Genomic DNA, 21,236 nt, shown 5'->3' with positions numbered 1-21,236 from the left:
ATGCCCGTACTTTAAAAAATTAACAATTAGTTTGGAACTTGATTTTATTACAGAAAATTCGATAATCTATGTCTTAATGGCTTGGGTAGTTATTTTCATATCAGCCAAGGCTCTAAAATTAGAGCGATTTGGTTTTGAAATAAAGGCATACAGTCTAGTTTATAAAAATAAAGGAGTCAATGAACTTTTAATAAAAATTCTCGGCAGAACAAGATCAGCAGTATCTGTATTTGCAAATGTTAGTGTTATTGCAGGGTTCATAATGATGGGTTTTGCATTTTGGTTTTTACTAAATAATGTTTCAAACTTTTTTGTCGCACAATCAGAATTTAATGAATTAACCGTATTAATTCCGGGTGTTACATTAACTTCAGCACCAGCAATTACCTACTTTTTACTTTCTATTCCAATTGTACTTGTAATGCATGAAGGTGGACATGGAATTGTAGCAGCACTTGAAAAGATTAGAATCAAGACAGGTGGTTTTGCAATTTTTATTGCAATGTTTGCAGGTTTTGTTGAACCAGATGAAGAAGAATTTGAAAAAGCAAAAAAGATTTCAAAATTAAGAGTAATTGGAGCAGGCGCAACATCAAATGTTTTGTTTGCATTTGTGTTAGGACTTATTCTATTAACAAATCCATTTTTTGCAATGGTTGTTCCAGAACCACTATTGAGTACATTTTACGAATTACCTGAAGGCGTTTTGATACTTTCAATTATAGAAAATTCAGGAGCTGAACAAGCAGGATTACTTGCAAATGACATTATTACTTCAATAAATGACATACCGATTCTTGTGCCTGCGGATTTCCCTAGTTTGAATCCAGGTGAAACTGCTACTGTTTCAATACTTAGAGAAGGTCAACCAATGAATTTTGAATTACTAGTAATGCCAGCACCAGATGATCCTGAAAGAGGATTAATTGGAATTATGAGAGATAATTCGTTTGCATACAAACCTGTAATGAATTTCATTGAATGGAATGATCCAACTGTTTCAATGTTCTTGTTATGGTTATGGATGATTTCATTTTTCATTGGAATAATCAACATGTTGCCGTTACCAATTCTAGACGGTGGAAAATTCATTCATATCATTATTGATAAAAGAATGTCAGAAAAAGCAGTTAAAATGACAATGTGGGTAATTTACGCATTCACGTTCATTTTATTTGGTCTCAATATTGCTTTGTCATATATGAAATCAGGATGGTTTACAATCTAAATCACCTAAAGAATCATTAATGAAAAATTCTACTTAATTTTATGACATGCAACAGATGTGAAAATCCTGCAGCATATACAAGAAAATATTCCGGAGAGAAGTTATGCTCACAATGTTTTTCAAAATCTATTGTAAAAAAAACTGCTAAAACAATTTCAAAATATAAAATGATTAAACATGACGAATTAGTTGCTGTAGCTGTTTCAGGAGGTAAAGATTCATTGGCATTGTTAAAAGTTATTCATGAAATGTCATTAACTCACAATTTTAGAATAAAAGTAATTACAATAGATGAAGGAATTCCAGGTTATAGAAATGAAGCATTAGAAATTGTGAAAAAAGTATGTAACGAATTAAGTGTTGAATATAAAATATATTCTTACAAAGATCTTTTTGAATTAACACTTGATGAGGCATTAGACTTACGAGAAAATGAAAAAACATCATCATGTTCAATGTGTGGAACGTTTAGAAGACGTGCAATGGATTATGCAGCAAAGGATGTTGGAGCAGATCTAATTGCAACAGGACATAATTTAGATGATACATTACAAACATTTGTGATAAATATGCTTTCAGGAGATACAACTAAAGTTGGTTGGATGAATCCAGATACATCCACAAATTCTTTAAGAAAAATAAAACCATTTTGTGAAATCTACGAATCTGAAATTGTTTTTTATGCATTTACAAATAATCTACCATTTCAATCTGAACCATGTCCTCACATGAATGAAGGTATACGAACTGACATTCGTGAATTTTTAAATTCATTAGAAAATCAACGAAGTGGAATTAAAAATAACTTGTATCAATCAATAATCAAAGTTTCAGAAGTAATGAAAAATTCAGATTTAAATTCAAAAAACAAAACAAAATGTGAAAAATGTGGTGCGGAATGTACAGGTCAAATATGCTCAGTATGCACTATGGTCTTGAAATTAAAATCAAATCGAACCTAATGCAAATATAACATGTCATCTTTTAGAAAAAGCGGTAGTAGGTAGGATTGGGGCGCCAGCCGTGCCCTATTCTGAAACCGGCTATATGCAGAGATCAGCAACTGTTGGGTAAATCTCTAGATGGGTAATTCCCGCTTGGTGTGCGGAAATGAAATCACGCCGAGGCGGGTGGTTGCAGGACTAGAAATATTCGAAGGAATAACTTCTAAGACCGAACTATCGAAAGGGATGAGGTCCGGGAGGGAGCAATCCTAAGGTGGAGCATCCACGCTTCCTCGTCTACGTGGCGGATCTTGTATGCCTTGAAATGGGGCTATTCGTCTAGACTGGAACCAGCGGATCTACTACCTTTATAATTAAAATCAAATTTGCATGATCATGGAAGGAATTATTTCATTTGGAAATAAAAGAAATTATGAGGATTTTAAAAAACAAATTCCAATAGATGTCATACCTCTTTTTGATTCAATAAGAGAGTTCTGCTTCAGATTAGGTGAAAATGTAATAGAAGATGTTAGAATGCACAGAGTTGTGTTTTGTAAATCAATGACATTTAGATGGTTTCTTGATGTAGAACCAGAAAGAGAAGGAGTGAAAATTAAAATTCAAAAAAGTAGAAAAGATCCAATCCAGATTATACAAATAAAAAAAGAACAACAAATTTCAGAATTTACTGAATTTTTCAAAAATGCTTATGAAAATATTCGTTAATACAAAACATCAAACTTTGAAAATTCATTATTAAATTCCTCGTTATGTATTTCAACATTTTCTACTATTGAATTTGCAGGACCAATATGTGCCCATTTAACAAGTTTAGAAATATTGTCTTTAGTACCCTCTAAAACACATTCAACACGACCATCTGGAAGATTTTTTACCCATCCAAGAATATTATTTTGAACAGATTTAGCTTTTAGACTTTGACGAAAGAAGACTCCCTGCACTCTACCACTAACAAAAAGTCTAACACGCTGATTTGTCATTAATAGAAAACACAAGAAAGTTCTTAATCAATTTTAAGTTTAAAGATAAACTACTTTCTTTCTTTAATTCTAGCTCTACCTGTTTTTCTAGCAGCAATACTTCCTACCTTTGCACCAGGAGGAGCATCTCTAGAAACAGTAGAACTTTGTCCAACGTGTTGGTGACGACCACCGCCGTGTGGGTGAACATATGCTGCTTGTGCAACACCTCTAACAATTGGATATTTCTTTCCTTTAGCTTTGAAACTTCGCCATTTGTTTCCAGCACTCATAAAGTGACGTTCAGTTGCTCCACCACCAGCAAGAGTACCTATCATTGCTCTATTTTTTGGGTTAAGCGTTGCGAATTTCCCAGAAGGAAGTTTAATTGTGACACCATCGTCTCCATGAGAGAAAATAGTTGCATTAGTTCCTGCAGACTTTACTATGGCACCACCATCACCAAAGTGTCTTTCAATATTACAAACAAGTGTGCCATCAGGAATGTTTTGAACACTTATTACATTTCCTTGTTCAATTTTTGATTTTAAACCAAATTGTAATGATTCTCCAACCTTTGTTCCAAGTACTGCAGGAATAAAGGAAATAGAACCATCTTCAAATCTTACTTTAGATAAAGGTGCTTCTCGTCCACGCTCGTGAACTAAATCAATAATTTCACCAACATGATTTTCTGCTAGTGGAAAACGTGGATAATTTGCAGTTTTTCCTACTTTACCAGTAGCAGTCGATCTAAATTGATTGCCTCCACGGCCTCGTCTACGTACTAATGGTCTTTTACCCAAGTTGATCGTTTCAATCTGAAAAGAGAATTTTAAGCTTTGGTATGGATAAGAATATGAGAGAATTACCACAAAGGTATAAAAATTAGATTGGAGGTTCTTTTTGTATGAGTCAAAATGCTCTTTCTCTCAAAGTTCTTGAAGCATATACAAGAGATGTAGGAAGAGGAGTAGCAAGAATTGATTATGATTCAATGGATACGCTAAATGCATCAACTGGTGATGTAATTGAGATTAAAGGTAAGAGAAGAACAGTTGCAAAATGTCTTCCATTATACCCATCTGATGAGGGCAAAGGAATTATTAGAATTGACGGATTAGGAAGAAATAATTCAGGAATTGCAATTGGAGATACAATTTCAGTTAGAAAAATTAAAGCAACTGCAGCTGAAAAAGTAGTAGTTGCACCATTAGAAGCAATTCCTCCAATTGATGAAAGATATCTTGCTGATGCTTTAGAGAGTGTACCATTAATCAAAGGAGATAATGTAATGGTTCCATATTTTGGTGGACGATTAACATTTCAAGTTATTGGTGTTACACCAGCTGCTGATGCAGTTTTGATTACACAAAAAACAGTTTTCCATATTGCAGAAAAAGGAGAAACATTACGTGGAGTTCCACAAGTAACCTATGAAGACATTGGTGGTATACATAATGAAATTAAGAAAGTAAGAGAGATGATTGAACTTCCATTAAGACATCCTGAAATTTTTGAGAAGCTTGGTATTGAAGCACCAAAAGGTGTCTTGCTTTATGGTCCTCCAGGAACTGGTAAGACTTTACTTGCAAAAGCAGTTGCAAATGAGAGTCAAGCTCATTTCATTAGTATTTCAGGTCCTGAAATTATGAGTAAGTTTTATGGAGAAAGTGAAGCTCGATTAAGAGAAATTTTCAAAGAAGCAAGAGAAAAAGCACCATCAATAATTTTTGTTGATGAAATTGATTCAATTGCACCAAAAAGAGAAGAAGTTACAGGAGAGGTTGAACGAAGAGTTGTTTCACAAATGTTATCATTAATGGATGGATTAGAAGGAAGAGGAAAAGTAATTGTTATTGCAGCAACAAATAGACCAAATGCAATTGATCCTGCATTAAGACGACCAGGAAGATTTGATAGAGAAATTGAGATTAAAGTACCAGATAAAAAAGGACGAAGAGACATTCTTGCAATACACAGTAGAAACATGCCTTTGGCAGATGATAGTCAAGAATTACCAGTAAATATTGATAAAATTGCTTCAATTAGTCACGGATATGTTGGTGCAGACTTGGAATATCTATGTAAAGAGGCAGCAATGAAATGTTTGAGAAGATTATTACCAGAACTGAATTTAGAAGAAGAAAAACTTCCTCCAGAGACTTTAGATAAACTAATTGTAAATCATGAGGACTTTACAAAAGCATTGATTGAAGTTACTCCATCTGGAATGAGAGAAGTATTCATTGAAAATCCGGACATAAAATGGGAAGAAGTTGGGGGTTTAGAAGATGTTAAACAAGAATTACAAGAAGCAGTTGAATGGCCAATGAAATATCCTGCATTGTATGATAAACTAGGACACAATATGCCAAGAGGCATCTTACTACATGGTCCAAGTGGAACTGGTAAGACTTTACTTGCAAAAGCAGTTGCAACACAAAGTGAAGCAAACTTTGTTTCAGTAAGAGGACCTGAATTATTATCAAAATGGGTTGGTGAGTCTGAAAGAGGAATTAGAGAAATTTTCAAAAGAGCAAGACAATCTGCACCATGTGTAGTCTTCTTTGATGAAATTGATTCAATTGCACCAATTAGAGGGGCTGGTGGAGAAACAGCAGTTACTGAAAGAGTTGTCAGTCAATTACTTACCGAATTAGATGGAATGGAAAATATGCACGGAGTAATTGTTTTAGCAGCAACAAATAGAGCTGACATGATTGATCCAGCATTGTTAAGACCAGGAAGATTTGATAAAATTATTCAAATCCCATTACCAGATAAAGAAAGTAGAAAGAGTATTCTAAAAATTAATGCTGAAAAGATTCCAACTGTTAGTGAATCAAGTGATCCAAAACATGTCGATTTTGACAAATTAGCTGAAATCACAGATGGATTAAGTGGTGCGGATACAGCATCTATTGCAAATACTGCCGTATCATTAGTTATTCACGAATTCTTAGATTCACATCCAGATGTAAAAGAAATAGAAAAAACCAGCATAGAAGCCAAAGTAACAATGAAACACTTTGAAGATGCAGTTAAGAAAGTAAGAGAGCAAAAAGACCTTAAGATGGGTGAAAAATTAGTCGCTTCCTATTACAGGTAGTTTTAATAAAATAGTAATTCTAATTCTCATAAATGTCAGAATACACTGGTTATCATGGAAATTCATTAGAATTTTTAAAAACAAATAAAATTGCAATAGGTGATTCTGTTAAAATTTTAGCTGACATTACATATTCGGGAATTATTATGCCAAGATATGAACACAATGATGACAAACACATTGTCTTAAAATTGAAAAGTGGGTACAATATCGGATTAGAAGTTGAAAAAGTTGAAAAAGTTGAAAAAAAATCACCTATGGAAAAAAATATTGAAACAAATGAAAAAGTTGAAAAAAATGATAGTTTGCCAAATATTTTATTATTATCAACGGGCGGCACAATTGCAAGTAAAATTGATTATAGAACTGGTGCAGTTACGCCGGTATTAACAGCTGAAGAACTTAATTCATCAGTTCCAGAACTTGGAAAAATTGCAAATATTGAAACAAAGGTACTATTTTCAGAATATTCTGAAAATATTATGCCTGAGCATTGGTTAAAAATTGCTGAAACAATAAAGGAGTACAGTAATTCGCAATATGCAGGAATAATAATTGCTCATGGAACAGATACAATGCATTACACATCATCATATCTCTCATTTGCATTAGCAGGTTTTCCAATACCTATTGCATTAGTTGGTTCACAAAGATCATCAGACCGAGCATCATCGGATGCTGCATTGAATCTAATTGGTGCAGTAAAATTTCTTATTGAATCAAAAACAAATGGAATTTACATTGCAATGCATCATGACGAAAATGATGAAGCAATTGCATGCCATATTGGTACACGTGTAAGAAAAAATCATACTAGTAAAAGAGGAGCATTTCAAACAATAGGAAATGATCCAGCATTTTTAATTATAAATAATAAAATTCAGAAAAATATGAAAAGAAATTTTTTCAAAGTTAATGAATTTGAACCAAAAATAAAAATTAATCAAAAAGTTGCTTTAGTCAAATATCATCCAGGATATAATTCAGATTTATTAAAAAATTTAATAGATTCAGGATTTAAAGCAATAATTTTTGAAGGAACAGGATTAGGACACATTGGAGAGAATATGTATCCAATAGTGAAAATAGCAAATGAAAAGGGAATTTTTATGGGAATGACATCTCAATGTATTGATGGTAGAGTAAGAATGACAGTATATGAGAGTGGAAGAGATCTATTAAATTTAGGAATTATTCCATTAGAAAATATGATTCCAGAAATTGCATTAGTAAAAGCAATGTGGGTAACAGGAAATACTGAAAAATTTGATGAAATTAAAGAAAATATGTTAAAAGAAATTGCATCAGAATTTTCAACGTGATTAGGTAATAAGATGGAAAAATTTTCAATTAAAGATGTAGGCGTAAAAGTAGGCTTAGAAATACATCAACAACTTGAAACTAATAAAAAATTATTTTGTAATTGTAAATCAATAGAATCTGAAGACTATTCAATTAAATTTCAAAGAAAATTACGAGCTTCCAAAAGTGAATTAGGTGAATTTGATCCTGCTGCACTTTTCGAAAGTACAAAATCAAAAACTATCATGTATTATGCAAATGAAGAAAGTAGTTGTTTAGTTGAACAAGATGAAGAACCACCACATGAATTAGATAAAGATGCTAGAAAAATTGCATTAGTTATTGCTGCAGCTCTAAAATCAAAAATTTTTAGTGAAATATATCCAATGAGAAAAACTGTGATTGATGGTTCTAATACAACAGGATTTCAACGAACAATGTTAATTTCCCAAGGAGGATTTTATGATGCAGGGGATAAAAAAATAGGAATTCAATCAATTTGTTTGGAAGAAGATGCTGCAAAAAATTTGGGTGATGAAGGAACTACTAGAAAATTTGGATTAGAGCGATTAGGTGTTCCGTTAGTAGAAATTGCAACAGAACCTTTTGAAGTGGAACTAAGTGAGATAAAAAAAATTGCTTTATCCCTAGGAAGAATTTTGAGGAGTACAAAAAAAGTAAAAAGAGGATTAGGATCAATTAGACAAGATGTTAATGTATCCATTAAAGATGGCGGAGGTGTTGTTATTGAGGTTAAAGGAGTTCAACAATTAGATCAGTTAGAAAAAGTTGTAGAATATGAAGCAAAAAGACAGCATGGATTACTAAAAATTTCAAAAAAAATTCAAGAAACTAATTGGAAACATGACAAGGATGACAAAAAAGACATTACAGAGATGTTTTCAAAATGTCAATCAAAAATTATTCAAAATGCTATAAAGAAAAATCAAAAGATCATGGCAATTTCTTTTAAAAACTTGAAGGGAATTTTTGGATATTTACCATATGAAGGCATAAGATTAGGAAAAGAGATTGCAGAATTAGTAAGATTTTTTGGAATTGGAGGAGTTTTTCATTCTGATGAATTACCAAATTACGGTATAGAACCATCAGACATCCAAGAATTAAGAAATATATTAAAAATTACTGAAAATGATGCATTTTTGATTTTAGCAGCTTCTGAAGAAAAAATTCATACGGTAATTGACCAAATCATTGTTAGAATTGAACATATCAAAAATCAAGGAATACCAATTGATACAAGGTTGGCTACCCCTACAGGAGAAACAAAATTTCTCCGACCAAGACCAGGTGCTGCAAGAATGTATCCAGAAACAGATATTCCACCAATAATAGTTTCTGAAAAAGAATTAAGTGATGCAGAACAAAATATTCCAAAATTATGGGATGATGCAATAAAAGAAATAGAAACAAAATACAAAATGAATAAACAACTTGCAGAACAAATTTTTGATTCTAAATATATTGAATTATTTGAAAATATTATTGAAAAAATTAAAACAAATCCAACATTTGTTGCATCAATTCTTTGTTCAACAATTACAAATTTAGAAAGAAAGGGATTGAACTCAGATTTATTAAAAAATCAAGAAATTTTCAAATTGTTTGAACTATTAGATAAAGAAAAAATTGCAAAAGAATCAATGGAAATAATACTTGAAAATATTATGTCAAATAAATCAGAAAATGTGGAAGAAGCTATGAAAAATACTTCAATTGAGTCAATTAATAATGAAGATTTAGATCAAATTATCAAAATTATAGTAGACAAAAACCAAGAAATAATTAAAAATCAAAAAGAAAGAGCAATTGGTCCATTAATGGGAATTGCAATGAAAGAATTAAGGGGTAAAGCATCTGGAGAAATAATCAACAATCTTCTATTAGAGAATATTAAAAAGAAATTAGAAGAAAGTTGAGAATGCGGGAAGTGGGATTTGAACCCACGAACTCCTAAGAGATAAGGATCTGAACCTTACACCGTTGACCAGGCTGGGTGATTCCCGCATCGTGGAATTTAAAATTCTAAAATAAGTTCTTTATTATACAAGAAAATAAAATTTCAAATTAATCAAGTGAAAAATATGGAATTTAGAGAGATTTATTGTACAAGTTGTAAAAAAGTAGTTGGACGATATAACATTAAATTTTACAACGAAGATAAGATTGCAGAATTAATGAAAACAAGCCATGTATATCATGTAAGAAATGGACATCAAATTAACATCAGAAAATTTGAAAAAAATTAATTGTTTTTGATTATTTCAATTGCTTCAGAAAGTTTTGATATTCGAAATAATTGATTAATAGAAATATGTTTATTCCATGGTTGTGAATATATGATTACTTTTTTATTATTTTCAAGAAATTTAACTGCATTTAGTGGAGAATCATCAATAAAAATATCATAATCTAAATCAGCTTTCATAGGTCCATCAATTACAGACACATAATTATCATATGAAATATCATGATGATTTAACCAATTTTTTACAAAAGAATTAGTAGAGATTTCTCTAGCAGTGACAATATCTACTTGCGCAAAATTAGAAAGATTTTTTGTAGTTAAAGATAAATTTTTTTCAGTTACTGGAATTGATTTCCAATTTTTCCAACAAGAACTTAATTCAGAATAGAAATCAAATGGATCAATTTTAAAATTTTTCCAAAATTCCCAATCGGTGACTTGGTTTTTAGAAATTGGTGGTCTTATGGAATTACTATAATTCAACCACGAAACGATGACATCTGCAAGTACGCCATCTACATCTAATGCAATTTTCATATTATCGATTAATCAGTTGTATCTTTAAATTCATTTAATAGATTTTTTTGATGTTTATTGAGTTTTTTAGGAACATTTACTACTATTCGCACGTACTGGTCACCTGTTCCTCTAGAATTGATATGAGAAACTCCTTTTCCTTTTAATTTGATAATAGTATTTGGTTGACTTCCAGAATCTACTTTGATTTTTTCTTCTCCATGTAAAGTTGGTACCATTAATTCACAACCCAATGCAGCATCTATCATTGAAACATCTTGATCATAAAAAATATCTTTTCCATCTCTTTTAAAATCTGAATGAGATTGGATTTTTACTCGAATTACTAAATCACCATTTATTCCATCTGGAATTTCATTTCCTTCATTAGAAACAATGTAATCACCTGTATCAATTCCAGGTGGAATTTCAAAATCAACTTTCTTGGTTCCTTTTACTCGACCTTGTCCTTTACAATTGTTACAAGGTGTTTCTATCATAGAACCTTGACCTCTACAAGTTGGACATGGTGCAGCTGTTACAAATGAAGCAAATCCCATATTACGGGTTTGTCGTACTTCTCCTTGACCATTACATGAAGTACATGTTTTTTTATTGGTTCCAGGTTTACATCCAGAACCATGACAATTATCACATTTGATTTGTTTTTGTAAATTTATCTCCATCTTTTTTCCATGTAATACGTCATCTAATGTCACAGTAGTTTGGTATAGAATATCAGAACCACGTTGTTGTTGAGTAAATCCTCCACCACCGCGGCCAAAAATGGATTCAAAAATATCATTAAAACCACCGCCACCACCTCCGCGGCCAAAAATATCATCTGAAGAATATTTTCCATCTACTCCATCATGCCCATATTGATCATAGGTTTGTTTTTTTTCAGAATCTGAAAGTACGCCATATGCTTCTGAAATTTCTTTAAAATGTTCAGCAGCATCAGCTGATTGATTACGATCAGGATGAAATTTTAGTGCCAATTTTCTATATTGATTTTTTATTTCATCTGGAGAAGAAGTTTTAGAAACTCCTAGAACTTCATAATAGTCACGTTTTGCAGCCATAAGTTATTCCTTCATAAGATTACACTATAAATAATTTAATTCAGACGATTAGTTGGACTTTGTTTCTTCAGAAGTATTTGAATCAGAAGTTTGTCCATCAGCACCTTGTTGTCCATCAGCACCTTGTTGTCCATCAGCACCTTGTTGTCCATCAGCACCTTGTTGTCCATCAGCACCTTGTTGTCCATCAGCACCTTGTTGTCCATCAGCACCTGGTGGAGGTGTTGCATTTTTGTAAAGTTCTGTTGTTACCTCATTAACTAGAGTTTGTAATGCTTCAAGTTTAGGTTTTAATTCAGATGGCTCTTTATCTAAAACTTCCTTAACTTCTTTTACAGCATCAGTAATTTTAATTCCTTGTTCTTGTGAAATTTTATCTTTAAGATCTACATTTACTAATTTTTCAGTTGTATAGATATAACTCTCGGCCTCATTTTTAAGATCAATTTTTTCTTTCTTAACTTTATCCTCATCAGAAAACTTTTCAGCATCTTCCTTTAATTTTTCAATTTCTTCTGGAGAAAGTTTTGAATTAGATTCAATTGTAATTTTAGCTTCTTTTTGTGTACCAAGATCCTTTGCGGTTACATTAATGATTCCGTTTGCATCAATATCGAATTTAACTTCAATTTGTGGTACACCTCTTGGAGCTGGTGGTAAATCAGTGAGGTTAAAACTACCTAATGAAACATTATCATTTGCCATAGGTCTTTCACCTTGAACAACATGAATTGTTACTGCTGTTTGATTATCAGCTGCAGTTGTGAAAACTTTACCTTTAGAAGTTGGGATAGTAGTATTTCTTTCAATTAACGGTTCTCTTACACCACCTAATGTTTCAATTCCTAATGTTAGTGGAGTTACATCAAGTAAAACAATATCGCTACTTACATCACCAGCAATAATTCCTGCCTGAATTGCTGCACCCATGGCTACAGCTTCCATTGGATCAACACCAGATTCAGTTTCTTGACCAATTACTTCACTTACAAATTTTTTGACTAATGGAATTCTAGTTGGTCCACCTACCATGACAATTTTATTAATATCAGAATTTGATAATTTTGCATCTTCTAATGCTTTTAGAATTGAAGGCTTACATCTATCTATAATTGGACCAATTAATTCATCTAATTTTGCTCGTGTAATTCTTAATTCAAGATTTTTTGCTCCTGCAGATGGATCGTGTGCAATAAATGGTAAATTAATATCAGTTTCCATAACTGTAGATAGTTCAATCTTTGCTTTTTCACATGCTTCTCTAATTCTTGTCATTGCTGTAGAATCAGAACTCAAATCAACTCCTTCTTTTTTCTTAAATTCATCTAAAACATAATCAATCAAAACTTTATCCATATCAGTACCACCTAATTTTGTATCTCCAGATGTACTTAGAACTTCAAAGACACCACCACCCATTTCCATAATGGTTACATCCAAAGTACCACCACCAAAATCAAAAACAAGTATTTTCATATCCTGTTTTGCTTTATCTAAACCAAATGCCAAAGATGCAGCAGTTGGTTCGTTAATGATTCTAACAACATCAAGACCAGCAATAGTTCCAGCATCTTTAGTTGCTTGACGTTGATTATCATCAAAATATGCAGGTACTGTAATTACAACTTTTTCAATAGGTTCTCCAACAAATGCTTCTGCATCTTTTTTTATTTTTTGAAGAATAAATGCAGAAACTTGTTGAGGTTTGTATTCTTTGTCTAAAATTTTGAAAGTTTCATCTGAACCCATTTTTCTTTTTGCTGCAACAATGGTATTATCTGGATTAGTTACTGATTGTCTTCTTGCAGGCTCACCAACTAAAAGTTCACCCTCTTTACTAAACGCTACAACTGATGGAAATGCTTTACCACCTACGGTTGCTCCTTCTGCTGCAGGAATTATAGTTGGTTTACCGCCCATTACTACAGCAGCAGCAGAATTACTTGTTCCTAAATCAATTCCAATTATTTTAGTCATTTTTATCATTATTCTCCTTTTTTGAAATTTCTACCAATGTAGGTCTTAATATTGCTTTTTGAGAAATATAGCCTTTTCTTATCTCTTTTGTAATTGTATTATCATCTAATGTAGAATCAGATATAATAGAAATTGCTTCATGAAAATTAGGATCAAAAATTTCTCCTAAAGCATCAATAGGTTTTACATTATATTTTTCCATTAATGATTCCATATTTTTTAAAATCGAATTTAAACCATCTGCATTAATTTTACTTTCAAAAAGTACATCTTTCGCACGTTGAAAATCATCATAGATTTTAAGAAAATCTAACATAAATTCATTAATTTTAGAATTAACGCCAGTTTCAATATCATTTTGAGTTTTTCTACTAAGATTTTGAAAATCTGCTAATACATGTTTTAATTTTTCTTCAAATTGAGAAGATTTTTGTTTTTCTAATTCCAATAGTTTTGATAAATCTTCAGTTGTTTGATCATTATTATTTTCATTTTCTAATTCTTCTTTACCATTATTAGAATCTGTTTGATTTTCAGAAATTACTTCGACAGGAATTTCATCAGATTTTTTTTCATCAGACAATTTAAACACAATAATTATTTAGCTAATTTATACCATTATTGAATAGTTTCACATAGTGGATTTGCTTTTACAATAATTAAATTAGAATCTTTTTTAGTATTTTCAATATTTTTAAAATCAGATTGAGAACAAGCTACAATTATTGTAGTTTTATCACTGTGAAATAAATTGAAATCGGGATCCTCGTAAGCTTCAACATCTCCAATATAATCACGTAGTTTAGATGTTAAATTTTGAAGCACCTCAATTTTATCACCACGCATTGCATGTTGATCAAGTGTCCAAGATAATGCTATTTTTGTTCTACTTGCTTTTAAATCATTTTTCTTTAATGTACCACGAATTTCATCAATTAATCTTTTAATGTAACCGTCAATTCCCTTAACACTTCCATTAATCAAATACATTAATGAATTTGAACCTTCAAAAGAAGAACCCAGGGATTTTAAGTCAAATAATCCATTTATCATGTTATCCAAAAAGATTTCTTGAAAATCATTTGATGAAAGATCATTTTTTGTTATTTCATCTTGTGCATACTTACAAACTTCTAAAATACTACAAAGGCTGGAAAATCTTGACAATATATCAATAGCATGAAAATGTTCAGATGATGAAATTGCAACAAATTCTTTTTCTTTTTTGGTATTACTAAGTAAATCAACTAAAACTGGATCTTTTTTACTATTAAATGAACCAATGATTTTTGGTTGTTGATTGAGATCCTCTAAAGGATAATAAAAATAAGAAATATTTTTGCCAGCCTGAAGTCCAGTTACGTGTTCTAATAATGAAATATTTTCGTTGTTTCCTCCAAACCCTGTAGCTAATGTGAAAATTACTGAACTATTTTTCTTTAATGATGTAACTGCGTCTTTGAATTTAGAATGAATTTCTGTTTTAATATCTTGACCAGTTTTTCTAATTCGGGGAGTAAAGAAAAGATATTGAGCTTTAGAAATTGCCACATCAATTGGTTCCATTGCCAATAATGGTTCATCCTCTTTTAATGAAGAAACATTTGGGTAGGTCTTAGCAATTTCAGATTTAAGAGAAATTGCAGAAGGTGTAGATTCATCTATGATAGAAACATCAGCACCTTTAATAGCCATTTGAGATGCAATTGCATAACCTTCAGTACTTAAGCCATAAACAACAACTTTTGCTCCTGCCATCAATAAAGGATGATAATCGACTAAGAAAAACTTATTGAAGTATAGTAATTAGCAGAAATACTTGAAAATTTGGATAGATATTCTGACACCAAAGCAAGTATTGTTCTCTGAACCAATAATTGAGAAACTAGGACCAAAAAATGATATTTTGTGTACGTCAAGAGAATATAATGAAGTATCAAAATTGGCAAAAATAAGAGATTTTGACCTAATTTTTGTTGGAAAACATGGTGGTGGAGATAAAGAAAGTAAACTCAAAGCAAGTATTGATAGAATTGAAAAATTATCAAAAAAAATTAAGAAATTTGGACCAGATGTAGTGATAAGTTTTGGTTCTCCAGAAGCAGCAAGAATATCATTTGGATTAGGGATTAAACACATTATGTTTTGTGATTCACCACACGCAAATGCAGTAATGAGATTAACAATACCGTTAATTCAAAAACTCCTAATACCATATGTGATACCTAAAAAAGAATTTTCAAAATTTGGAATTAATCAAAAAGATATTGTTCAATACAAGGCAGTTGATGCAGTTGTAACTATGCAAAGAAAAATTAATGAAAATATAACTTCTCCATTTAAAAACAACAATAAAAAAAATATTTTGATTAGAGTAGAAGAAGAAGAAGCAGCATATACATCAAAATCAAGTAAAATAATTCCAATGATTAAAAAAATTGCCAAGGATTACAAAGATGAAAATATTGTTGTATTAGGTAGATACACTCAACAAATAATTAATTTACAAAAAACAGTTGGAAAAAAAGTAAAAGTCATCAAAATGTCATTTGATGGAAAATATTTACTAAATAAATCAGACATCTTCATAGGTTCTGGAGGAACTATGACGGCAGAATCTGCTTTAATGGGCGTTCCTACAATATCATATAATGCAGTTCCCAATATTATCGAAAATTTCTTAGTAAAAAAATCCCTAGTAAAAAGAGAGACAGATCCTAATAGAGTTTCAAATGAGATTAAGAGAATTTTTAGAAGAAAAAGTGACCAAAATCAAAAAAGAGCTGTAAAAGTTGTAAAACAGATGGAAGATCCGATACAAAAACTAGAAAAAATTATCAAAAATTAATTTTGATTTACTTTTTAGGGTTAAATTGGAATAAAAAGTTCATTAAGGGAATAGAAGTGCTCGATTTAGTAGCAGCCCGGTAGTGTAGCGGTCAAGCATTTGGGCCTTTGAAGCCCGAGACGCAAGTTCGAGTCTTGCCCGGGCTACTCTATTTAATAATTAACTAAGCTAAAACATGAACATAATATAACCAATAATTCCCAAAATAGGCATAATGACAGATATTATCTTAGGAATGGGTGAAGTAGGACAGACATTATTTGATTTACTCATAGATAGAAAAATTGAATGTGTTGGAATTGATTCAGATAATTCAAAATGTAAAAATTATTCTGAAAATGAATTAATTAAAAATCCAGAATATCTTCATGTATGTTTACCAGGAGAATTAGAAAAATTTATGGAAGTTGTAGTTAATTGGGTGAATAAAATAAATGATTTACAAGTTGTCATCATACATTCAACAGTAAAACCTGGAACAACAAAAAGTGTACAAGAAAAACTACCAATACCAGTTTTATTTTCACCAGTTCGTGGAGTACATAGAAGATTTTTAGATGATATTAAAAAATATACAAAATTTATTTCATTTGATGAAAAAGAAATAGATTCAAAAATTAAAACAGATTTAGAAAATAGATTTGAAAAAATAGATTGGATGTCAACAACAAAAACTGCTGAATTAGCAAAAATATTAGTGGATACATCATATTATGGTTGGTTAATTAACTATGCACAAATAACTAAAATGATTTGTGAAAAAGAAAAAATTGATTTTGATGAAATGTGGAAGTTTGCGGATGAAATACATGAAAATTTAGGAAATAGACCAAAAATGTTTCCAGGTATTATTGGAGGACATTGTGTAATACCAAATTTGAATTTAATAGAATATGAAAATTTAGATATTATTAAGAAAATTAATGAAATGTTTGAAGGATTTAAAAAATAAAATTAATTTTTAAAAATCTAATCTTGTTAGTAGTTTTGAGGCAATAACAAAAAGAATACTAGCCAATACAACAAGAACAATCATTTCAATGATTATAAATTCTGAAACAGTTCCAAAAATCCCTGCCCTAATTATATCGACAAGATAAGTTAATGGATTAAGATAAAATGCTGAGCGTAATGGTTCAGGTGCAGTATCTGCGGGGTAAAATGCTGAACTGACAAATGCAAAAAATAAGAATACAGTGTTAATAATTACATTAAATCCTTCACTTGAGCGTAATCTAGTAGAAATTATTGAGGCTAATGAGCCAAACAGAATAGAGCCAACTACTGCACCAAAAATCAGAATTGGAATTGTAACTAGTGAAAATTCAGCAGATTGGAAAATTACTGGATAGCCAACTACTGCAATTAATGATGCACTAACTAATCCAATTATGCCAATTGTACAAATATTACTCAAAATATAATGACTGCGAGTAAATGGGCCAGACATGATTTGTTCAAACATTCCATGTCGTCGATCATTCCAGATTAAAATTCCAGAAATTAATGTACTATTCATAATATTAAATCCAATCATACCAGATGCTAAAAATGCAGGATAGTCAAGATCCTTTCCAGCAAATGGAACTTGATTGATTAATGGACCATAAGCAAAACCTGCCACAAAAATATAGATTAAAGGAAAAATAATTTGCCAAATTAAAAATCCAGGATTAAGTGAAATTGTTAGATTTCTATTAACAAGTCTAATTACTGGATGCATTTTCCCTCATCATTTTTAAAAATACATCTTCAAGATTAGTTGGTACTGCAGATAAATCTTCAATTTCAATATTATTTTCATTAAGTATTTTCAGAACACGAAGTAAAATTAATTCTGATTGTTCTGAATGAATTATTATTGTTGTACCAGTATCAAAATTAATTTCAAAGTCAGGTATGTCATTTAATAATGAAGAAATGTTTGATTGCTTATTTTGTAAATGAATTTTTATTGTTTTTTCTTTTCCAAATCTATTTTTTAAAGCATCAGGAGAATCAACAGTAAGAATTTTTCCATTATCAATTATAGCTATTTCATCACAAAGATATTCAGCTTCAGATAAAATATGAGTTGTGTAAAAAATTGTTAAACCAGTTTTAATTTTATTTTTTAAATAGTCTAATAATTTTCTACGAGCTTCAGGATCTAATCCAACAGTAGGTTCATCTAAAAATAATAATTCCATATCATGCATGAATTCACGTGCAACTTGTACACGCCTGCGTTGACCAATTGAAAGATCCTCATTTCGCTTCTTGCGAATTTCAACCAGATCAAAATCCTTCAGTAGTTGTTCCATTCTTTTTTTACGCTCAATTTTTGGAATATTCCACATCATTCCATATTTATCAAGAGATTTTTCCACAGACAAAGTAGGCTCATAACTTGGTTGTTGTAAAACAACACCAATTTTACTACGAATTTTTAATGGGTTTGAAATTGCATCAATTCCTAAAATCGATAACGAACCAGATGATGGTTTAATCAAGGTTGTAAGCAACTTAATTGTGGTAGATTTTCCTGCACCGTTTGGACCTAAAAATCCAAAAACTTGACCTTTTTTGATAGATAGAATTAGATCATTAACAGCCTTAATTGATCCATATGATTTGGATAAATGTTCTACATTAATACATGACACAATCAAACTGCGATCTTCCTCTTAATTTAGGTAATGAGATCAAATTATAGAATTATTAAATAAATTGAATAAATCCTAAATGTGTTCAGATAAAAAAATGATTTTAAATAAATTATTCAACTGATTCTCTCTTATTTTGATGAGATTAATTAAAAACTCAATGAAATTTTTATTAATACATCTCGTTTATGGAAACTGAATGTCAGAATCACAAAATCTAATTGATAAATTACTACAATTAAAACCTGAATTAACAAAAGATGTAATCGATCAAAAAATTTCAGAAAAAAAAGAGAAAATTGGTTCAGGATATCTTACTGATGAAGGGGCAATATTCCTAATTGCATCAGATTATAATGTCAAACTTGATGAAATATCAAAAACAGAAATTAGTTTAAAGGATCTGTATGCAGGTGCAAAAGAAATTTCATTAGAAACTAGAGTTTTAAATTTTTCACCAACAAAACAATTTTCAAGAAAAGATGGTTCTACGTTTGATTTAAGAACAATGACAGTATATGATTCAGGTTCTACGGCAAGTGTAAAGTTGTGGGATGAAAAAGCAAATTTACCGGGAATTGAAAATCTTAAACCAGGAGATCTAATTAAAATCATTAAAGCATATGTAAAATCAGATTTAGATGGTTCACCTACTATCAATATTGGTTCAGGATCAAATATCCAAACTGTTGAAACAGAAAGTCAAATTCCAATGATTGATAAAATTACAAAAGATGTAAGTGAATTACAAGAAGGACAAAAGGATCTAGTGATCTCAGGAACAATTGATGGAATCATTAGTGGAATGAAATTTACAAATTCAAGAGGTCAGCCTGGAACTGCACTCAGAATGAGATTGAAAGGTAAAGATGGATCTGCAATGAGAGTTGTTTTATGGGGTAAAGACGAATCACTGATTCCAAATATGATTTCACAATCAGCAAATGTAAAGTTGTTAGGAGTAAGGGTGAAATCTGGAAATCAAGGATTAGAAATTCATGGTAATGAAGCAACAATTATTGAAATCGAGGGCGGGAAAGAAGCTGAACCCATTATTGCAAGAATTTTGTCAATGGTAACAACTGAAAGTGGAAAAAATATGATAATAGCAACAGATAATCAAAAAAATATCTACAATATCAATGATTTTTCAAATTCAACTAGCATTTGTGTTGAAGGAGATGTCATTGAATGCATGCCATCAAAAGTTTATGGAAATTCAGTTACATTAGATGAAAATTCATTTGTAAGAAAATTAGATAATGATGAAACAATTCCATCATTATCAAAAATTCGAACAAAGATTAGTGATGTAAAAGTAGATGAAACATATTGTATTGAATCTATAGTGCTAAAAGTTCCTGAAAGAAAAGAAATACAAACTAAATCAGGTGAATCAATTTCTCTATCAGAGATGTTTGTTGAAGATGATACAGGACAAATCTGGGTAAAAGGTTGGAGAAATCAAGCAAAATTAATTGATAAATGCGAATTAGGAGAAATAATTTCCATAACTGGATTAAATGCCAAGGCAAATAATTTTGGCGAAGGCAGAATAGAGCTATTTTTAACAGCACATTCAAAAATTATTAAGAAAAATTAAAAATCATCATCACACAAACCGGCAGACGTAATTGTGTAAGAGAAATTTTCTTTATTGAATGGAGAAGATATTTCACCGTTGTAAACAGATGAATTTTTAAAAAGATGGATTTTGATATGTGTAAAAAGATCTATTGCAGTAGACATATTTTCAACTTCTTGTTCGTTTGAATTTCTAATCATATTAGTAATTACAATAGGAATTTTATGAGTGACTGCAAATGAAGATAATTCATGCATATATTTCATAAACAAAGAATTTTTTTTAAAGATCGATTGATTATTTTTATACTCATAAGAAAATAAATCAGTAATATTATCAATTACAATTAAGGAAAAAGTATTCTCTTCAAAAATTTTTATTGAATTAATTTGTTCAGAAGTATTTGTAATTCTAGAGACTAAGATATTGTTAAGGAAATTAATGTTTGAGTTAGATTTTTTTTGAATTTCTAATATTCTTTCAGGTCTAAATCCTCCAGTGGTATCTAAAAATAAAACTTTGCCGCCATTTTTTATTGAATTAATTGATAATTGTAATAATAGTTGAGTCTTCCCTGTTCCATTTCCTCCAAAAATATCTACAATTATACCATCAGGAATTCCTCCAGATAGAAAATTATCTATTTTTTTTAAACCAGTTGAGATCATTTGTATGATTTATAGAAAAATAAGAAAAAATTTAAAGAATTACAATCGTGGCAAGGCTTTTATGCTGGACAGAG

At 30.6% G+C, this 21,236-nt stretch carries 20 protein-coding genes, 2 tRNA genes and 1 other RNA gene; 12 read left to right on the top strand and 11 right to left on the bottom strand.

The features are described from left to right. The first annotated feature begins 76 nt into the window (after window positions 1-76). The 4 genes from AW732_RS01530 to AW732_RS01515 all read left to right on the top strand — a co-directional run bounded on the left by AW732_RS01530 (window position 77) and on the right by AW732_RS01515 (window position 2,901). The gene (locus AW732_RS01530; RefSeq protein WP_067957476.1) at window positions 77-1,228 is read left to right on the top strand and encodes a site-2 protease family protein; all 1,152 of its coding nucleotides are present in this window, start codon (window positions 77-79) and stop codon (window positions 1,226-1,228) included. 41 nt (window positions 1,229-1,269) lie between these two features. After that, a complete protein-coding gene (locus tag AW732_RS01525; RefSeq protein WP_067957471.1) occupies window positions 1,270-2,190 on the top strand; it encodes a TIGR00269 family protein in 921 nt (306 codons plus the stop codon). 35 nt (window positions 2,191-2,225) lie between these two features. Beyond that, an RNA gene (gene ffs / locus AW732_RS01520) (signal recognition particle sRNA) lies at window positions 2,226-2,537 on the top strand. 31 nt (window positions 2,538-2,568) lie between these two features. After that, window positions 2,569-2,901, top strand: a complete 333-nt coding sequence (locus AW732_RS01515; RefSeq protein ID WP_067957539.1) for a hypothetical protein — start codon at window positions 2,569-2,571, stop codon at window positions 2,899-2,901. Here the strand turns inward: AW732_RS01515 and AW732_RS01510 are convergent. Beyond that, entirely contained in the window at window positions 2,898-3,176 is a 279-nt protein-coding gene (locus AW732_RS01510) for an acylphosphatase (RefSeq protein WP_067957469.1), read from the bottom strand. The two genes, AW732_RS01515 and AW732_RS01510, sit on opposite strands and share 4 nt — an antisense overlap. 50 nt (window positions 3,177-3,226) lie before the next feature. Next, window positions 3,227-3,961 carry a 50S ribosomal protein L2 gene (locus AW732_RS01505; protein WP_067957468.1) on the bottom strand — a complete coding sequence of 245 codons (735 nt, stop codon included), beginning with the start codon at window positions 3,959-3,961 and terminating at the stop codon, window positions 3,227-3,229. A gap of 104 nt (window positions 3,962-4,065) precedes the next feature. Between AW732_RS01505 and AW732_RS01500 the strand changes: the two genes are divergently transcribed. Genes AW732_RS01500 through gatE form a run of 3 tightly spaced genes read left to right on the top strand, consistent with a single transcriptional unit; the run spans window position 4,066 to window position 9,509 of the window. Next, window positions 4,066-6,267 carry a CDC48 family AAA ATPase gene (locus AW732_RS01500; protein ID WP_067957465.1) on the top strand — a complete coding sequence of 734 codons (2,202 nt, stop codon included), beginning with the start codon at window positions 4,066-4,068 and terminating at the stop codon, window positions 6,265-6,267. Window positions 6,268-6,299: 32 nt separating this feature from the next. Beyond that, window positions 6,300-7,589 carry a Glu-tRNA(Gln) amidotransferase subunit GatD gene (gene gatD, locus AW732_RS01495; protein ID WP_067957463.1) on the top strand — a complete coding sequence of 430 codons (1,290 nt, stop codon included), beginning with the start codon at window positions 6,300-6,302 and terminating at the stop codon, window positions 7,587-7,589. Between the two features lie 12 nt (window positions 7,590-7,601). Next, entirely contained in the window at window positions 7,602-9,509 is a 1,908-nt protein-coding gene (gene gatE, locus AW732_RS01490) for a Glu-tRNA(Gln) amidotransferase subunit GatE (protein WP_067957459.1), read from the top strand. A 3-nt stretch (window positions 9,510-9,512) separates the two neighbouring features. On the opposite strand, the gene AW732_RS01485 is transcribed toward gatE, so the two are convergent. Further along, window positions 9,513-9,597: transfer RNA gene (locus tag AW732_RS01485), tRNA-Leu, on the bottom strand. A gap of 77 nt (window positions 9,598-9,674) precedes the next feature. Here AW732_RS01485 and AW732_RS08640 point away from each other — a divergent pair. Next, a complete protein-coding gene (locus AW732_RS08640) occupies window positions 9,675-9,839 on the top strand; it encodes a hypothetical protein (RefSeq protein ID WP_172790364.1) in 165 nt (54 codons plus the stop codon). Here the strand turns inward: AW732_RS08640 and AW732_RS01480 are convergent. The 5 genes from AW732_RS01480 to AW732_RS01460 are packed head-to-tail and all read right to left on the bottom strand — an operon-like array spanning window position 9,836 to window position 15,174. Beyond that, window positions 9,836-10,375: a hypothetical protein gene (locus AW732_RS01480; protein WP_067957456.1), complete on the bottom strand. Its 540-nt coding sequence runs from the start codon at window positions 10,373-10,375 to the stop codon at window positions 9,836-9,838. The genes AW732_RS08640 and AW732_RS01480 overlap by 4 nt on opposite strands. A gap of 8 nt (window positions 10,376-10,383) precedes the next feature. Then, window positions 10,384-11,439, bottom strand: coding sequence for a molecular chaperone DnaJ (dnaJ, locus tag AW732_RS01475; RefSeq protein WP_067957454.1), 1,056 nt, complete (start codon window positions 11,437-11,439; stop codon window positions 10,384-10,386). 48 nt (window positions 11,440-11,487) lie between these two features. Further along, a complete protein-coding gene (gene dnaK, locus AW732_RS01470; RefSeq protein ID WP_067957535.1) occupies window positions 11,488-13,416 on the bottom strand; it encodes a molecular chaperone DnaK in 1,929 nt (642 codons plus the stop codon). Beyond that, window positions 13,409-13,999, bottom strand: coding sequence for a nucleotide exchange factor GrpE (locus AW732_RS01465; RefSeq protein WP_067957451.1), 591 nt, complete (start codon window positions 13,997-13,999; stop codon window positions 13,409-13,411). Before AW732_RS01465 ends, dnaK begins: the two co-directional genes overlap by 8 nt. A 35-nt stretch (window positions 14,000-14,034) precedes the next feature. After that, complete coding sequence (locus AW732_RS01460; RefSeq protein WP_067957448.1) at window positions 14,035-15,174, bottom strand: hypothetical protein; 1,140 nt, start codon at window positions 15,172-15,174, stop codon at window positions 14,035-14,037. A gap of 61 nt (window positions 15,175-15,235) precedes the next feature. On the opposite strand from AW732_RS01460, the gene AW732_RS01455 reads away from it, so the two are divergent. The 3 genes from AW732_RS01455 (at window position 15,236) to AW732_RS01445 (ending at window position 17,216) form a co-directional block, all read left to right on the top strand. Continuing rightward, a complete protein-coding gene (locus tag AW732_RS01455) occupies window positions 15,236-16,264 on the top strand; it encodes a DUF354 domain-containing protein (RefSeq protein ID WP_067957444.1) in 1,029 nt (342 codons plus the stop codon). Between the two features lie 73 nt (window positions 16,265-16,337). Next, window positions 16,338-16,410, top strand: a tRNA-Gln gene (locus AW732_RS01450). 68 nt (window positions 16,411-16,478) lie between these two features. Further along, window positions 16,479-17,216, top strand: a complete 738-nt coding sequence (locus AW732_RS01445) for a GDP-mannose dehydrogenase (protein ID WP_067957440.1) — start codon at window positions 16,479-16,481, stop codon at window positions 17,214-17,216. Window positions 17,217-17,225: 9 nt separating this feature from the next. On the opposite strand, the gene AW732_RS01440 is transcribed toward AW732_RS01445, so the two are convergent. Together AW732_RS01440 and AW732_RS01435 are read right to left on the bottom strand one after the other, a co-directional pair. Then, window positions 17,226-17,987, bottom strand: a complete 762-nt coding sequence (locus AW732_RS01440) for an ABC transporter permease (protein ID WP_067957438.1) — start codon at window positions 17,985-17,987, stop codon at window positions 17,226-17,228. Continuing rightward, entirely contained in the window at window positions 17,971-18,909 is a 939-nt protein-coding gene (locus AW732_RS01435; RefSeq protein WP_067957532.1) for an ABC transporter ATP-binding protein, read from the bottom strand. The genes AW732_RS01440 and AW732_RS01435 overlap by 17 nt, the downstream gene beginning before the upstream one ends. 199 nt (window positions 18,910-19,108) lie before the next feature. Between AW732_RS01435 and AW732_RS01430 the strand changes: the two genes are divergently transcribed. Further along, window positions 19,109-20,512: a single-stranded DNA-binding protein gene (locus AW732_RS01430; RefSeq protein WP_067957436.1), complete on the top strand. Its 1,404-nt coding sequence runs from the start codon at window positions 19,109-19,111 to the stop codon at window positions 20,510-20,512. Here the strand turns inward: AW732_RS01430 and AW732_RS01425 are convergent. Continuing rightward, window positions 20,509-21,162 (bottom strand): ATPase domain-containing protein, encoded by a 654-nt coding sequence (locus tag AW732_RS01425; RefSeq protein WP_067957432.1) that lies wholly within the window; start codon window positions 21,160-21,162, stop codon window positions 20,509-20,511. The two genes, AW732_RS01430 and AW732_RS01425, sit on opposite strands and share 4 nt — an antisense overlap. Between the last annotated feature and the right edge of the window lie 74 nt (window positions 21,163-21,236).

Source organism: Nitrosopumilus sp. Nsub (assembly GCF_001541925.1).
GTDB lineage: Archaea > Thermoproteota > Nitrososphaeria > Nitrososphaerales > Nitrosopumilaceae > Nitrosopumilus.
Note: the sequence above shows the minus strand (reverse complement) of the source record. Positions and strands in the feature narration are given on the sequence as shown.